Here is a 15,932-nt window from a genome sequence, read left to right on the forward strand (position 1 = left end):
GGGCGGACAGTGGCCACGGACGTGCGCGCCGAGCGCCGGCTCGTCGGCACGCCCACCGCCTCCCCGGTCCGTGGAACCGACGACACGCCGTCGGCGGCGCGGGCGGCATGGGAGCCGCGGGTGCCCGGCGCTCGCCAGACCTCGCGCTCATCTCGGGGACCGACCCTCAGGGCGACGACCGCGTCCCCGCGGGGCCGCTTCGATTGACTCAGCGCGTGGAGGGCGCTCATGGCACAGACTCTTCCAGGGCCGGGCGAGCAGCAGGTCACCACCCGTGAACCTCGGGTGCCCTCGGGAGTGCGGATCCGGGACTACCTGACGACCACCGACCACAAGAAGATCGCCCACCTGTATTTCGTCACCTCGTTCGGGTTCTTCCTCCTCGCCGGTGTGCTGGCGATGATCATGCGTGCGGAACTGGCTCGCCCGGGCCTGCAGATCGTCACCAACCAGCAGTACAACGAGCTGTTCACGATCCACGGCACGATCATGATGCTGCTCTTCGCGACCCCCACGTTCGCCGGGTTCGCGAACGCCGTCATGCCGTTGCAGATCGGTGCCCCGGATGTCGCGTTCCCGCGTCTGAACGCTCTGTCGTACTGGCTCTTCCTCTTCGGCGGCCTGGTCGTCCTGTCCGGCTCCTTCGTCGACCAGGGCGCGGCGCCTTTCGGCTGGTTCGCCTACGCACCCCTGAACGACGCGGTGCACTCTCCCGGCCACGGCGGTGACCTGTGGGCGATGGGGCTCGCGGTGGCGGGCGTGAGCACCACGCTCGGTGCCGTGAACTTCATCGCCACGATCGTGTGTCTGAGGGTGCCGGGCATGACCATGTTCCGGATGCCGATCTTCACCTGGAACATCCTGTTCACTTCGATCCTCGTGCTGCTGGCCTTCCCGGTGTTCACCGCCATCCTGCTCGCCCTGGTGGCCGATCGGGCCTACGGAGCGCACATCTTCGACTCCGCCTCGGGCGGCGCGCTGCTGTGGCAGCACCTGTTCTGGTGGTTCGGCCACCCGGAGGTCTACATCGTGGCACTGCCGTTCTTCGGCGTCGTCACGGAGATCATCCCGGTGTTCAGCCGTAAACCGGTCTTCGGATACGCCGGCATGGTGGGCGCGACGATCTCGATCACGATGCTGTCGGCCACCGTGTGGGCCCACCACATGTTCGCCACGGGCGCGGTGCTGCTGCCCTTCTTCGCCCTGATGTCCTTCCTGATCGCCGTTCCGACCGGGGTGAAGTTCTTCAACTGGATCGGGACCATGTGGCGGGGCAGTGTCTCCTTCGAGACGCCGATGCTGTGGTCGGCGGGCTTCCTGGTGACGTTTCTGCTCGGGGGGCTCAGCGGCGTCCTCATCGCCTCCCCGGCCCTGGACTTCCACCTGACCGACACGTATTTCATCGTCGCCCATCTGCACTACGTGCTGTTCGGCACGATCGTCTTCGCGATGTTCGCCGGCTTCTACTTCTGGTGGCCCAAGATGACGGGAAAAATGCTCGACGAACGCCTCGGGAAGATCCACTTCTGGACGCTGTTCGTCGGCTTCCAGACCACGTTCCTCGTCCAGCACTGGCTCGGTGAGATGGGGATGCCCCGCCGCTACGCGGACTACCTGCCGGCCGACGATTTCACCCTCTTGAACACCATCTCGTCGATCGGCGCCTTCCTGATCGGTCTGTCCACGCTCCCCTTCCTCTACAACGTGTGGAAGACCGCGCAGTACGCCACCGAGGTCGGCATGGACGATCCCTGGGGCTGGGGCCGCTCCCTTGAGTGGGCCACGTCGTGCCCCCCGCCCCGCCACAACTTCACCGCGCTTCCCCGCGTACGGTCCGATTCACCGGCATTCGATCTGCATCACCCCGAGGTGCGGGAGGAACTGGAGCCGCCGGCTCGCGGAACGGTCGAGCCGACCCCGGACACCTTGGGAGAGCAGAGCGAATGAAATCCGAGGCGTACCTCTTCGCCGGCGTCGCGCTGTTCTTCCTCCTCACCGACACGGCCTACATCTGGTTCGCGCGCGAACCCGCCGGCATCGCCGCGTTGAGCGTCTCGTTCGGCATGGCGTCGGTGATCGCGTTCTTCTGCATGATCAACTACCGGCGCAAGGGAGTGCGCCCCGAAGACCGACCGGACTCCGACATCCGCGAGCGCACCGGTACGTTGGACTTCTTCCCCCCGTACAGCGGCTACCCGGTCGTCACCGCGCTGGGCGCCGCTGTGATCGCCGTCGGCATCGTCTACGGCGTATGGATCATCCTCATCGGTTTCGGCCTCCTGTGGCCCGGAGTCTTCGGCATGGTCTTGCAGTTCGGAGACCGGGAGAGCCGGTGAGGTCTCTGAAGGACGGCCCGCCCGCCCGCCGGGGAGCGCGTCCGCCCCGGCTGCCCGTTGCCCCGTCGGGCCGGGGCCGCCGCCGGTCATTGCGCGAACGGTCCCATGCCGTGCATGATGCCTCGCATTGATCACGGGGCAGGGGTGCAACAACGGTGAACAAGGAAGCCCGCGACGGCGGAGCGGAATCGTCGGGAACGATCGGCCGAGTCCGCTACCGGGCTTCGTGGCAGCAGTCCCTGCCCCTGGCCGTGATCCTCGGCGCCGTCGTGCTGACGCAGTTGTCCAACCCTCTGCTGTGGGCGCACCAGCGGCCCGGACTGCCCGGCCTGCCGTTCGACGCGCGGGTCGTTTCCGTGGTGCTGCCGCTCCTCGTCGCGCTCGAACTGTGGGTGCTGAGCCGCTACGTCGGGGTGACCCTGACCCCTGAGGCGGTCGTCGTCCACAACCTGCGCCGCCGGACCATCCCGTGGACCCGCGTGGCCGAGGTCGCGGTCGAGCCGTTCGCCGGCGGACGGCGGGTGGTCCTCTACGAGACGGACGGACACCGCACCCCGCTCCGAATGCCCAGCTCCGGCTTCCTGTCCCGCGACCGCCGGTTCGACGAGAAGGCCGCGACCATCCGGAGCTGGTGGCTCGCCAACAGGGGCGCGGCCCGCGTCGAGGACACGACCGGTGGACCCGAGGTCTGGGGGGACACCCACGGCCGGCTGCCCGAGCGACTGGGGATGCGACCTGCGCCGAGCCGGTCGGTGCCCACGGTCCTGCTGCTCTGCTGGCTCGCGGCCGACGCGCTGATGGCGGGGTTCGCCGAGGGGCCCGGCTCTGCTCATCCGACGCTCCTCAGCCGGGTGCTCGGCGCACTGGTCGCGATCGCGCTGCTGCTGGGCGCGGGCTTCCTGAGTCTCGGCAGAGGCGTCGTCCTCACCGCCGACCACCTGGTCGTACGAGGGCTGCGGCCCCGAACCGTTCCCTGGGACGAGATCCAGGGGATCACCGTCGAGCGCCACCGCGGTGGGCGCAGGCCGGTCGTCCTCGGAGCGGACAGCCGCCGGACGCCCTTGCCGGTGCCGCGTGTCGGACGAGTGCTCTGGGACTCGGAGTTCGAAGCCAAGATCCGAACGCTGGGGGACTGGTGGCGCACCCACGCGGAGACCGGCACGACCGCGACCGACGCGGCGCTCCAGCCCTCGGACCAGCCGCCGCTCCTTCCCTACGGCGGGCCGCGTCTGTGGCAAAAGGGAGTGGTGGCCCTGGCCTGCGCCGTCCTCGGCTACGAGATCTTCCTGTCGGTCGTGGTCGGAGCCCTGTTCCTCGCCGTCGGCCGGTGAGAAACCCCCACTGCCCGGGTGACGGCGCGGCCGTCCGCCGCTGAACCGGCGGCGAGCCGGTTCGGTCACTCGTCGGCGTCGGCGCCGCCTGCCACCGGATCCGCCGTGCGGCCGGCGATCTGCAGACGCTCCTCCGCCGTCATGGGCGGTTCGACGCGGTCCCGGTAGTACCAGGAACTCAGCGACGCCCTGAGGCGGTGGCGCAGCGGTGCCTGGCGTCCGGGCGCCTTGAGCGGCCGGGGAAGCTCCCTGACCAGCAGGCGATAGCGGCGCGCCCGGTCGAGGCCCGTGTGGCGCTCGGCCATGCCGCCCGCAAGGTCCTGACGCACCACACCCGTCTCCTCCCCCTCCTGGTACAGATGCCGCTCGTGCAGTTGCAGCGCGAGGCAGACGCGGCGGGTGACGAGGTACGCGACGACGGGGCCGACGACGAGGGCGATGCGGAAGACCCAGGTGAGGGTGTTGACGGAGACGCCGAACAGAAAGGCCGTCACGTCGTTGCCGCCCGCCATGAGCAGCACGGCGTACGCGACGACGCCCGCCACCCCGAGACCCGTTCGCACCGGCCGGTCGCGGGGCCGGTCGCACAGATGGTGCTCCAGCAGGTCCCCGGTCACCCACCGCTCGAAGACGGGGTACAGGTACAGCACGACGAAGAGCAGTCCGGGCAGGACCACCGCGGGCAGGAGCACGTTCCACATGAAGGTGTGCCCGGCGATGTCGGTCTCCGCGGCCGGCATCAGCCGCAGGGCCCCTTCCAGGAATCCGACGTACCAGTCCGGTTGGGCGTCCGTCGAGACCTGGTCAGTGACGTACGGGCCGTAGTTCCACACGGGGTTGATCTGTGCCACCCCCGCCAGCAGCGCGGTGACGCCGAAGACCATCAGGGACAGCCCGGTCGACCTGACGGCGAACGAGGGGTACATGGGGTGCCCCACCACGTTCCGGTTGGTCTTTCCGGGGGCCGCCCACTGCGTGTGCTTCAGATAGACCACCAGGAACAGATGCACGGCGATGAGGGCGATCAGCAGGCCCGGGACGAACAGCACATGGAGGATGTAGAGCCGCTGGCCGAGCACCGTGCCGGGGTAGGCGCCACCCCAGGCGAAGAGCGCCAGGTACGTCCCGACGACCGGGATCGACAGCACGATGGTGTTGGCGGTGCGCAGGCCGGTGCCGGACAGGAGGTCGTCCGGGAGCGAGTAGCCGCAGAAGCCCTCCAGGAGGGCCAGCATGAACAGGGTCACGCCGATGACCCAGTTGAGTTCTCTGGGCCTGCGGAAGGCGCCGGTGAAGAAGATCCTGAGCATGTGGACGCCGATGGCGGCGACGAAGACGAGGGCGGCCCAGTGGTGCATCTGCCTGATCAGCAGGCCGCCCCGCACATCGAAACTCACATGGAGGGTCGAGTCGTACGCCTTCGAGACCAGAACGCCCTGCAACGGGCCGTACGAACCGGAGTAGGGCACCTGGGTCAGGCTCGGATCGAAATAGAGCGTCAGGTAACTGCCGGTGAGTACCAGAACGACGAAACCGTAGAGTGCGATCTCACCGAGCAGAAAGGACCAGTGGTCGGGGAATGCCTTGCGCAACAGCTGTCCGGCAAGCTCCGAGATCGGCGCGCGCCGGTCCATCACCACGTACGCCTGGAAGGCCGCCTGTCGCGCCTCCGCCCCCGTTCCGCGCCGCCGCCGCAGCATGCCGCACCACGCTCCTCCACGTCTTGTGCCGCACCGCGCAGCGCGCCCCGGTCGGCCGCGTGCCGGGGAGCGGCCGGGCGCCGCGTGCTTCAATCTTGATCGTGATCCCGAGGCGCGTGGCGCAGGCATGCCGAGGGCGCACGCTTTTCAGCGGTGATCGAGCGGGCGGATGTCCCCGTTCGTGTCCCGGCACACGACGCCGAGCGGTGCACAGAGCCACCAGGGAGTGGGAGTGGGCAGTCGGAGCGGCATCATCGAGGTACTGACGGCGGACCACCGGAGGATCCAACGCCTTGTCGACCGCATCCGCTGCTCGGCACCCGGTGGCAGCGGGCGCAGGGCGCTCGTCGAGCAGCTGGGCACCAGTCTGGTCCGGCACTTCGCGGTGGAGCGGGAGTACCTGTGCCCGGCCTTGCGCCGGTACCTGCCGGACGGCGGTACCCGGGCGGACGGCCGGCTCGCCGAGTACCGTGAGATCGAGGAGCTGCTGACCTTGCTGGAGGCTCGGGAGCCCGACGACGAACGGTTCGGGGACCTCCTGGTCTCGGTGGTCACCCGTGTGACGGAACACGTCGTCGTGGAGGAACAGCTCCTCTTCCCGCGCCTTCAAGGGGTCTGTCCCGCCGATGTCCTGCAAGAACTGGAGTCGCAGGCGTGCGGAGCGGAGCCGTCGGCGCCGGTGGGGAGAACCGCCGCCCCGGTAGGCGGTACCTGGGGACGCCTCCGTGACGCCGTGTCCCGCCGCGGCCGGCAGTAGACCTTCGTCGAGGGGGCGTCGGCCGGGAAGTCCGGTGGGTGGTGCCGGGGCGCGTCGCTACGTCAGCTGCCGCCGGACCAGTTCGTGCAGCCGTCCCGTGGTGTCCGCGAGCAGTTCGGCGGGGCTGCCCTGCTGGACCACCCGGCCCTCCTCCATCACGATCACCCGGTCCGCGTCGAGGACCGTGGACAGGCGGTGGGCGATGACCACGCGGGTGGCGTGGAGTTTGCGGGTGCTGTCGATGACGACGCGCTGGGTGTCGTTGTCCAGGGCGCTGGTCGCCTCGTCGAAGAAGAGGATGCGGGGGCGGCGGATCAGGGCCTGGGCGATCATCAGGCGCTGGCGCTGGCCGCCGGAGACCGAGCCGCTGCCGGAGACGATGGTGTGCAGGCCCATCGGCATGCGCTTGATGTCCTCCGCGAGCCCGGCCATCTCCGCCGCCGCCATCGCCTCCTCGGGGGTGTACGGCTCGGCGCCGCAGATGACGTCCAGGACGGAGCCGGTGAACGGCTGGGCGTGCTGGAGCACCACCCCGCACTGGCGGCGTACCGCCGACTGGTCCAGTGCCGCGAGGTCCTGGCCGTCGTAGAGGACGCTGCCGGAGACCGGCCCGTCGAAGCCGATCAGCAGCCGCAGCAGGGTGGACTTGCCGCAGCCGCTGGGGCCGACGACCGCGACGAACTCGCCGGGGCGGATCGTGAAGGTGACGTCGTCCAGGACGAGCGGGCCGTCGTCGGCGTACCGGAAGGAGAGGCGGCGGGCCTCCAGCGCGCCGGAGAGCGGGCCGGGGCGGGTGCTCGCGGCGCGGACCTCGGGGGCGGCATCCAGGACCGGCCTGATCTCCTCGAACAGCGGCAGCGCGGCCACCGCCGACACCAGCGAGCCGGTCAGCTGGGTGACCGAGGTCAGCACCATCGTCACCGACGTGTTGAAGGTGAGGAAGTCCGCCGCCGACAGGGTGCCCTTCGCGGGTCCCGCGAGCAGCGTGAACATCAGCAGCGAGCACACCGGCAGATAGACCGCGCCGAGCACGGTCGTGAGGTTCTTGATCCGACCCGCCTTGCGCTGGAGTTCCCGGCTGCGGGCGAACTCCCGTGCCCAGGCGGCGTACGCGTAGTTCTCCGCGGCCGCGACGCGCAGCTTGGGCAGTCCGCGCAGGGTCTGGAAAGCCTGGTTGTTCAGCCGGTTGCCGAGCACCACCAGGCGCCGCTGCCAGCGCACCTGCCACAGCCCGAGCCCCAGGAACACGGCCGCGATGACGACCAGCATGCCGATCGCCGCGAGAGCCATCGGCACGCTGTACCACAGCAGCAGGCCGAGGTTCATCGCGCCGACCGTCACCGACTGGGCGACCACCGGGCCGACGCCCGCCAGCATCCGGCGCATCGCGCTGATCCCCATGGCGGCACTGACGAGTTCGCCGGTGGAGCGCGTGGTGAAGAACCGGGTGGGCAGCCGCAGCAGCCGGTCCCAGACGGCCGGTTGCAGCGCCGCCTCGACGCGGCCCTCCAGGCGCAGGATGGAGAGGTTCTCCAGCAGCGTGAAGGCCGCCGACACCACCCCGCTCACCATGACCGCCAGACACACCTGGACGATCAGGCCCTCCTCGGCCCTCGGCACGTACTCGCCGAGCACCTTGCCGGTCGCGATCGGTACCAGCGCCCCGATCGCCACCGTCACCAGCCCCGCGAGCAGCAGGCCGAGCAGATCGCCGCGGGCGCCGCTCATGGTGAAGCGGAGCAGTCCGAGCGGGGAGAGCGCCTTGTCGGGCAGCGGCCGGTAGAACATCACCGCGCGCGGCTCGAAGTCCTCGGCGTTCGCCCCGTCGACCGGGGTCTCCCGGCCGGTGCCGGGGTGGACGGCCGCGTAGCCGCCGCGCCGCCACAGCAGGGCGACCGGCGCCCCGGACAGCGCCCGCTGCCCCACCAGCGGACCCACGTTCTCCCGCCACCAGCGGCCTTCGAGCCGTACGGCGCGGGTGCGCACCCGGGAGGCGAGTGCCACCCGCTCGACCGGATCGAGGCGTTCGCTCTCGGTGCCGCTCCGCGCGGGCTCGGCCAGCGTGATCCCGGCCGCCTCCGCCACCAGCACACAGGCCGCGTACGTGGCATCGGCGTCGGCGGTCGTCGTACGACGTCCCGAGCGGCGGCCGATCGAGGCCAGCAGGGTGCGGTCCGCCTGGGCGCCCGCGGCCTCACCGGCCTTGATCCCGGCGGCCGTCCTGGTCTCGTGACTGCGCTCCAGCTGCTCGATCCAGCGGTCCAGCGCGGTCAGCAGCCGGTACTGCTGGTCGACCATCGACTGCCACAACGCCGGGTCCACCAGCAGGTCGGCGGCGGCCTCCGTGCCGTACAGGGAGCCGTACTGGACGCTGCCGGGCGGCACCTGCATCCAGAACACGTCATCGTCCGTGGGGACTTCGGGACGCTCCTCGGCCGTCGGAGCCTGGAAGAGGACGGACAGGCCGCGGCCGACGCCGAGCGCGAGGGCGTACTCCAGCGGGCTGGACGCGGGCGGCACGTACTGGGGCCGCCCGTACTCGTCGTACGACCAGGTCTGGGTGCCCGCCGGCTGGTACAGCTCGCGCAGGTTCACCCGGTGCACCACGCAGTCCCGCACCGGGCGGGCCACCAGGGTGTGGCGGGCGCCCGCGACCGGACCGAGCAGCAGCGCGCCCGCCTCCAGACGGCCCAGGTGGTGCCAGTGGCCCTGCCGGCCGGCGTCCACCGCGAACAGGTCCAGGGCGCCGGCCGCCACCAGCCACAGCACCTGGGGCCCTTCCAGGTCGAGGCGGGTGAACCCGGCGCAGTCGACCCGGGTGCCGAGCGCGCCCAGCGCCCCGAGCACCAGGTCGCCGTCGTACCCCTCCTGAACAGACGTCATCAACGCTCCCTGACCAGCGCCGCGTACGCGCCGCCGCGCGCCACCAGCTCCTCGTGCCGCCCGCGTTCGACCACCGTGCCGTGCTGGAGCACGACGATCTCGTCGCTGTCGCGGACCGTGCTCAGCCGGTGTGCGATCACCACGCACGCGCAGCCGCGACGGCGCAGGTTGTCCATCACCACCAGCTCGGTCTGCGCGTCCAGCGCGCTGGTCACCTCGTCGAGCACCAGGATGCTCGGCCGCCGCACCAACGCCCGTGCGATCTCCAGGCGTTGGCGCTGCCCGCCGGAGAAGTTGCGGCCGTCCTGCTCGACCTTGCCGTGGATGCCGCCGGGCCGCCGCGCCACCACCTCGTACAGGGCGGCGTCCTTCAGCGCCTCCACCACCGCCTCGTCCGGGATCGAGGGATCCCATAGGGCGACGTTGTCGCGGACCGAGCCCTCGAAGAGGAACACCTCCTGGTCCACGAAGGAGACGGAGGCGGCGAGCGCGCCGCGCGGGATGTCCTCCAGGCGCCGGCCGTCGATGCGGATCACCCCGTCCCAGGGCGCGTACAGTCCCGAGATCAGCCTGGACACCGTGGACTTGCCGCTGCCCGAGCCGCCGACGAGCGCCACCTGCTGCCCGGGGCCCACGGTCAGGTCGAAGCCGGTCAGCAGCGGCTTGTCCAGCGGGCTGTAGCCGAACGTGACGTTCTCCAGCTCGACATGGCCGAGCAGCCGGCGGGTGGAGTCGCCGGGGCCGCCGCGGGCGTGCAGCGGGTCGGCCTGGAAGTTCTCCACGTCCTTGAGGCGGGCCACGTCGGCCGCGAAGTCCTGGATGCGGCCCGCCACCCCGTTGAGCCGGGTGAGCGGTGCGGTGAAGCGGGTGACCAGCGCCTGGAAGGCCACCAGCAGACCCACCGAGATATGGCCCTCGACGGCGCGCAGACCGCCGATCCACAGGATCAGCGCGCTGTTGAACGTGGCCAGCGTCGGCGCGACCACCCCGAGCCACGCGCTCGGCACCCCGAGCCGCTGCTGCTCCTCCAGCGTGGTGGCGTGCTGCCCGGCCCACTTGCGGAAGTAGCCGTCCTCACCACCGGTCGCCTTCATCGTCTCGATCAACTGGAGCCCGGTGTAAGCAGTGTTGGTCAGCCGGGCGGTGTCCGCGCGCAGCTTCGCCGTACGGGTCGCGCGCAGCTGCACGACCAGCCGCATGGCGACGATGTTCAGCAGGGCCACGCCGATGCCGACGAGGGTCAGCTGCGGGTCGTAGGTGTAGAGGAGCACCGCGTAGAGCACGACCACGATCGCGTCCACGCCGGCCGCCGCGAGGTCGCGGGCCAGGGTCTCCGCGACCTGGTCGTTGGACTGCAGACGCTGTACCAGGTCGGCGGGGGAGCGCTGGGCGAAGAACGTCACCGGCAGCCGCAGCAGATGGCGCAGGAAGCGGGCGCTGGTCAGGGTGGAGGAGATGATCCGGCCGTGCAGCAGGTTGGCCTGCTGCAACCAGGTGAGCACCAGGGTGAGCAGCACGCAGGCGGCCATCGAGGCGAACAGGACGCCGAGCAGCGAGGTCTGGCCGCCGATCAGGAACATGTCGATGTAGGTGCGGCTCAACGCCGGTACGGCCGCGCCGACCGCGACCAGCAGCAGGCTGGCCAGCACCGCGGCGGGCAGGGTGCCCGCGGTGCCGCGCAGCCGGGCCGGCATCGCGCCGAGCACGCCCGGCTTGCGCCCGCCCCGGGCGAAGTCCGCGCCGGGCTCCAGCACCAGGACGACACCGGTGAAGCTGCCGTCGAACTCCTCCAGGGGCACGAAACGGCGGCCTTTGGCGGGGTCGTTGATGTGGATGCCGCGCCGGCCGAGGCGGCGGCCCATGCCGTCGTAGACGACGTAGTGGTTGAACTCCCAGAACAGGATGGCCGGGGCGCGCACCTCGGCGAGGGCGGCCAGGTCCATCTGCATGCCCTTGGCGGTCAGACCGTAACTGCGCGCCGCCTTCAGGAGGTTGCTGGCGCGCGAGCCGTCCCGGGAGACGCCGCAGGCGATGCGCAGCTCCTCCAGCGGGACGTGGCGGCCGTAGTGGCCGAGGACCATCGCGAGGGAGGCGGCGCCGCACTCGACGGCCTCCATCTGGAGCACGGTGGGCGTACGGACCGTGCCGGTACGGGACTTGGGGGCCGGACGCCGGGCGGGGGCGGCGCGTCTGCGGCCGCGGGTCTGCGGGGGAGCGGGCGTCACGGGAGCAGCCAATCGACGGGGTGCTGGTCGGCCAGCCTGATCGAGGCGGAGGCGAGGGTCATGGATTCCAGCCGGAAGGGCGGCCCGTCGGCGGTCGACCACCGGTAACCGCTCCTGGTCTCCTTGGAGTCGTCCAGTCGCACGGTCACGGCGACCGGGCGGCCGTCCTTGGTGAACTGCCGGCCGAGCTGGCTGTCGCCGAGGAACGCGGCGATCGACTGGGCGGACTGCGCGGCCCGGTCCACCGAGCGCACCCGGCCGCGCAGCACGCCGTAGCGCTGCGTCGGCACCGAGGAGACGGTGAGGTCGACGGAGGCGTGCGCGGGAATGGCGGCGGCGTTCTCGGCGGGCACGTACACGGTGGCGTACAGCGGGTCACCGGGGTGGGCGACCTTCTCGACGGCGGCCACGTCGGTGCCGGTCCGGACGATCTGCCCGATGGTGGCGGCGAGCGTGGTGACGCGGCCCGCGGCGACCGTGCGCACGACCGAATCCCCCTGGGCGGTACGGACCTTGACCACCGGGGCGTCGGCGGGCAGCTGTTCGCCCTGCCGGACGAGGACGGCCGTCACCTGCCCGGACACGGGGCTCTGCAGCACATAACTGCCCTGCCCGTGGGTGAGGATGGCGCCCGCGCTCACCGTGGAGGCGACCGATCCGGTCACCGCCCAGACGGAGGCCGCGGCCATGACGGCGACGGTGACACCGAGGGCGAGCCAGCCCTGCGGGCGGGCGAGCCGCACCGGGAGGTCCAGTTCCTGGGGCGACTGGAGTTTGGCGAGGGCCTGTTGGCGGAACTGCACGGAACTTCCCTCACCTGTGGTGCGGATGACGGGGTGTCGGGACGCCCGGCAGTCCCGGAGCCGGGGGACGGCTCCGGGACTGCCGGGTGCGAGGAGGCGCGGTCAGAGACCGGCGACCAGGCCGGTGACCGGGGCCACGTTCAGGCCGGTGACACCCTCGACCGTGCCGATGGCCGTGCCGGCCAGGTCGGAGACCGGGGCGATGCCGTTGACGGCGCCGGTCACGGTGCCGAGGGCGTTCACCTGCAGGCCGCCGGAGACGGCGTCCAGCTCGGCGTCGGCGATCTCGGCGGTCTCGACCTGGTGGGTGGAGTTCATGACGGGACTTCCCTTCATATGGGTATTCACAAGGGGGGAACGGCCCCCGCCGGGAAACGGACGGAAGGCCGCGGCCGCGGGTGGCGGGCTCCGTCGCCGGGGCCCGTCGGCCCCCCGCGGTGCGAAGGATCAAAGCACGCGGGCCGCGCGCGCTTCCAATCAATCAGGGCCCTCACCAGGGAACTTGATCCACGAAGGGGCTCAACCGTGCAGGCGCGGGCACGTCTTGTCGGCGACTTTTTCACATGCCGCACGGCATCGTCGCGGCCATGGGCTTGCCTCGTGCGCCGCGTTCGGCAACCGCGCGCCGGGAGCGGGCAGGGGGCGCGCGGATGTGCAGAAGAGCTGACCGCGATGGCTTGGTTGAGCATTCAATGTGTAGATTCCCTGAAGCGCGGCTTCCGGTACGCGATGGGAGCCGACCGTTACTGATCGATCGCGGAGCGTGTCGTTTCGCGTGCCGGACTCAGTCGCCGCGCGCCCGCAGAAGCAGCAGCGCCACGTCGTCCAGCCGCGCCCCCGCGGGCACGCTCGCGCGGATCAGTTCGTCCGCGAGGGTCTCCAGCGGCAGATCGCCGGCCTCCGCGAGCCGGGCGGCCAGCTCGGAGAGGGCGTCCTCGATGTCGACGCCGGGGGCTTCCACCAGGCCGTCGGTGTAGAGGACGAGGACCGAGCCGGGCGCGAGCGACACCTCCGTCGTCGGGTACGCCGCCGACGCCTCGATGCCGAGCAGCGGGCCCCCGGCCAGGTCCAGCACCCGCACCCGGCCGTCGGGGCGTCTGAGCAGCGGCGGCGGATGCCCCGCGCGCGCCATCACGGCCCGCCCGGCCGCCGGATCGAGGCGGAGATACAGACAGCTGGCGAACAACTCCGAGCCCAGATCGATCAGCAGCCGGTTGGTGCTGACCATCACCTCGTGCGGGCTCTGCCCCACCGCGGTGTACGCCCGCACCCCGGTGCGCAGCTGCCCCATCAGGCCCGCCGCCGTCACGTTGTGCCCCTGCACGTCCCCGATCACCGCCGCCGCCAGCGGCCGGGCCCGCACCAGATCGTAGAAGTCGCCGCCGATCTCCATGCCATGAGTGGCCGGCAGGTACCGGGCCGCCGCCTCCACACCCGGCAGCGCCAGCAGCGAGTGCGGCAGCAGCGCCTGCTGCAGCCCGTGCGCCAGCTGGTGCTCGGCGTCGTACAGCATCGCGCGCTCCAGGGCCTGCGCGATCAGCCCGCCGAGCGCGGTCAGCACGGCCCGTTCGTCGGCGGGGAAGACCCGCGGCTCGGCGTACGCCAGCACACAGGTGCCGACCGGCCGTCCGGAGGCGATCAGCGGCAGATACGCCCAGGCGGCGAAGCCGTCCGGGCTCTCCCCGCGCTCCGGGTAGAGCCGCCTCAGCTGTTCCCGGGACTCGAAGAACGCGGGCACCCCGCTGCTCAGCGCGCGCATGCCCGGGGTCCGCTCGGACAGCGGCAGCCCCTCGAACCGGTCCACCGCGTGCGGATCGGCGTACCCGCGATGCCCCAGCACATGCAGCCGCCCGGCCTGGGCCGAGGCCATCACCATCGCCCGGCAGCCGACCGCCGGCGCCACCTCGTCCCACACCAGCTGCACCACGTCGCGCACCCCCACCGCCTCGGTCAGCGCGCCCGCCAGGCTCAGCACCTGCGAGATCGTCACCAGCCGCGGCGGGCCGGGCTCCGTCACCGCGGTGCCCGGCGCCACGTCGCCCCTCGGCCGCGCCCGGCCGATGCGCACGCTGAGCCCGGTCAGGCTCGGATACAGCCGGAACGACAGCCAGTCGCCGGGGGGCCGCAGCGCCACGAACGAGGTCGGCTGCTGGCTCAGCAGTGCGGCCCGGTAGCGGTCCTCGTACGTCGGATCGTTCAGCCAGGGCACCGACACCCACGGCAGGGTGCCGAGCAGTTCCTCCGCGGTGCGCCCGAGCAGCGTGGCGGCGGCCGGGCTGACGTAGCCGATCCGGCCGTGCAGGTCCAGCGACACCAGGCCGTACGGCAGCCGGGCCACCATCCGCGCCGCCTCGACGGTGCCCAGCGCGCCCGCCAGCTCCGGCACGGGCGTCGCGAGCAGATCGCGCTCACGGCCCAGCGGCCTGCGCTCCGCCACGGCCCGTTGGAGGCGTTCCGCCAGCCGTTCGCAGGCCGCGGTCAGCCGGGCGCGGTCCTCGGCGGACAGCTCCGCCGGATGCCCGCCGGGCCAGGTCACGAACACCGCTCCGTAGACCTCGTGTTCCGTCGCCACCGGCAGCGCGGCCAGCGCGAACGGGTACGGCAGCACCACCGCGACCCGCGGATAGCGCCCTGCCATCTCCTCCTCGCCGCCCACCCACACCAGCCGCCGCTGCCGCACCGCGTCCGCGACCGGGAGCGACGCGCCGAGCCCCAGCCGCTCCCACGGCGCCGCGAACGCCCGTGGCAGGCCGACGTGTACCGCCATCTCCAGCACCGGCTCGTCATGACGGAGCAGATACACGGCGCCGGAGTGGGCGTCCACCTCCTCCATCATCGAGGCCAGCGCGACCGACAGCACCGGCTCGCCGCCCGGTGTCCCGGCGGCCGCCGGTGCCCGCGAGGGCCCTGGCGCGTCGGACACGCCGACCACCTCCTCCTACGGCCGCGTGTCGCACTCGGGACCAAGACTCCCCCGTGGCGGCGCCCAGCGCACGGCGAGCGTCCCGGCGCGGGCCCGGCCGAGGTACGGGCCGGGGCGCGCGCTCCGCAGGGCCCGCCGTGCGTGAACCAGACCGAGTACCCCCGCCGACCCCCGCCATGCCACCTCAGCCGTTGCGCGCTCCGGCGTACGGGCGCCTCTGTGCGCCCCCGCGCAACCTGATGGCCGGTTCTCCGTCCCCGCGAAGGGTGACGGCCGCCAACAATGGGGCACGCGCAATCGGAAAACGACCACAGGATCTCCACGATCCATGCGATTGACGGCGAGCCGAGGGGGCGGACAGTGATCCGGGTATTGCTGGTGCACGACGCGTGTCTGGTGCGATCGGTCCTGGCGGAGTGGTTGCGCCGCGAGCCCGGCCTGGACGTGCAGGACACGCCGTGGCGCGGTGCCGGCACCCGGGTGAGGACCCAACTCCCCGACGTCTGCGCGGCCGACCTCGACTGCGCCGAGGGCAACGGCGTGCCGCCGCTCGCCGACCTCTGTCCGCCCGGCACCGGCGGGCGCCCCCCGGCCCTGGTCGTCCTCGCCCACGCCAGCCGCCCCGGCCTGCTCAAGCGCGCCGCGGACGCCGGCGCGCTCGGCTTCGTCGACAAGGCGGGCTCCCCGGAACGCCTGGTCCGCGCCATCCGGTCGGTCGCCGAGAGGGAACGTTTCGTCGATGCGTCGCTGGGGTTCGGGTTCCTCAGGGCGGCGCAGATTCCGTTGACCAGACGGGAGTTGAGCGTGCTGTCGCTGGCGGCAGGGGGTGCCTCGATCGCGGAGATCGCGGGGAGCCTGCATCTGTCGCACGGGACGGTGCGGAACTACATGGCCTCGATCACGAGGAAGACGGGGGCGCGGAACCGGGTGGACGCGATTCGGATATCGCGGGGGGAGGGGTGGGTGTAGGGGCC

11 protein-coding genes are annotated in these 15,932 nt (G+C 71.7%); 5 read left to right on the plus strand and 6 right to left on the minus strand.

Translation table 11 applies throughout. The features are described from left to right. Positions 1-228 precede the first annotated feature (228 nt). From ctaD to ACWDD7_RS16895, 3 genes are all read left to right on the plus strand, one after another. The gene (gene ctaD / locus ACWDD7_RS16885) at positions 229-1,947 is read left to right on the plus strand and encodes an aa3-type cytochrome oxidase subunit I (RefSeq protein ID WP_450457859.1); all 1,719 of its coding nucleotides are present in this window, start codon (positions 229-231) and stop codon (positions 1,945-1,947) included. Continuing rightward, complete coding sequence (gene ctaF / locus ACWDD7_RS16890) at positions 1,944-2,336, plus strand: aa3-type cytochrome oxidase subunit IV (protein WP_450457860.1); 393 nt, start codon at positions 1,944-1,946, stop codon at positions 2,334-2,336. Before ctaD ends, ctaF begins: the two co-directional genes overlap by 4 nt. Positions 2,337-2,491: 155 nt before the next feature. Beyond that, positions 2,492-3,667, plus strand: coding sequence for a hypothetical protein (locus ACWDD7_RS16895; RefSeq protein ID WP_450457861.1), 1,176 nt, complete (start codon positions 2,492-2,494; stop codon positions 3,665-3,667). Between the two features lie 65 nt (positions 3,668-3,732). Here the strand turns inward: ACWDD7_RS16895 and qcrB are convergent, their stop codons facing one another. Beyond that, positions 3,733-5,367 carry a cytochrome bc1 complex cytochrome b subunit gene (qcrB, locus tag ACWDD7_RS16900; protein WP_450457862.1) on the minus strand — a complete coding sequence of 545 codons (1,635 nt, stop codon included), beginning with the start codon at positions 5,365-5,367 and terminating at the stop codon, positions 3,733-3,735. A 232-nt stretch (positions 5,368-5,599) separates the two neighbouring features. Between qcrB and ACWDD7_RS16905 the strand changes: the two genes are divergently transcribed. Next, a complete protein-coding gene (locus ACWDD7_RS16905; RefSeq protein ID WP_450457863.1) occupies positions 5,600-6,124 on the plus strand; it encodes a hemerythrin domain-containing protein in 525 nt (174 codons plus the stop codon). 57 nt (positions 6,125-6,181) lie between these two features. On the opposite strand, the gene ACWDD7_RS16910 is transcribed toward ACWDD7_RS16905, so the two are convergent. The 5 genes from ACWDD7_RS16910 to ACWDD7_RS16930 all read right to left on the minus strand — a co-directional run bounded on the left by ACWDD7_RS16910 (position 6,182) and on the right by ACWDD7_RS16930 (position 14,967). After that, positions 6,182-9,007: an NHLP bacteriocin export ABC transporter permease/ATPase subunit gene (locus ACWDD7_RS16910; RefSeq protein ID WP_450457864.1), complete on the minus strand. Its 2,826-nt coding sequence runs from the start codon at positions 9,005-9,007 to the stop codon at positions 6,182-6,184. Next, a complete protein-coding gene (locus tag ACWDD7_RS16915) occupies positions 9,007-11,232 on the minus strand; it encodes an NHLP family bacteriocin export ABC transporter peptidase/permease/ATPase subunit (protein ID WP_450457865.1) in 2,226 nt (741 codons plus the stop codon). Before ACWDD7_RS16915 ends, ACWDD7_RS16910 begins: the two co-directional genes overlap by 1 nt. Next, positions 11,229-12,035 (minus strand): HlyD family efflux transporter periplasmic adaptor subunit, encoded by an 807-nt coding sequence (locus ACWDD7_RS16920; protein WP_450457866.1) that lies wholly within the window; start codon positions 12,033-12,035, stop codon positions 11,229-11,231. The genes ACWDD7_RS16915 and ACWDD7_RS16920 overlap by 4 nt, the downstream gene beginning before the upstream one ends. Positions 12,036-12,137: 102 nt before the next feature. Then, entirely contained in the window at positions 12,138-12,353 is a 216-nt protein-coding gene (locus ACWDD7_RS16925; protein WP_351880883.1) for a type A2 lantipeptide, read from the minus strand. Positions 12,354-12,819: 466 nt separating this feature from the next. Then, positions 12,820-14,967, minus strand: coding sequence for a SpoIIE family protein phosphatase (locus ACWDD7_RS16930; protein ID WP_450457867.1), 2,148 nt, complete (start codon positions 14,965-14,967; stop codon positions 12,820-12,822). 351 nt (positions 14,968-15,318) lie between these two features. Here ACWDD7_RS16930 and ACWDD7_RS16935 point away from each other — a divergent pair, with 351 nt between their 5' ends. Continuing rightward, positions 15,319-15,927 (plus strand): LuxR C-terminal-related transcriptional regulator, encoded by a 609-nt coding sequence (locus tag ACWDD7_RS16935; protein ID WP_392213432.1) that lies wholly within the window; start codon positions 15,319-15,321, stop codon positions 15,925-15,927. The last annotated feature ends 5 nt before the right edge of the window (positions 15,928-15,932 follow it).

This window comes from Streptomyces sp. NPDC001056 (assembly GCF_053598955.1).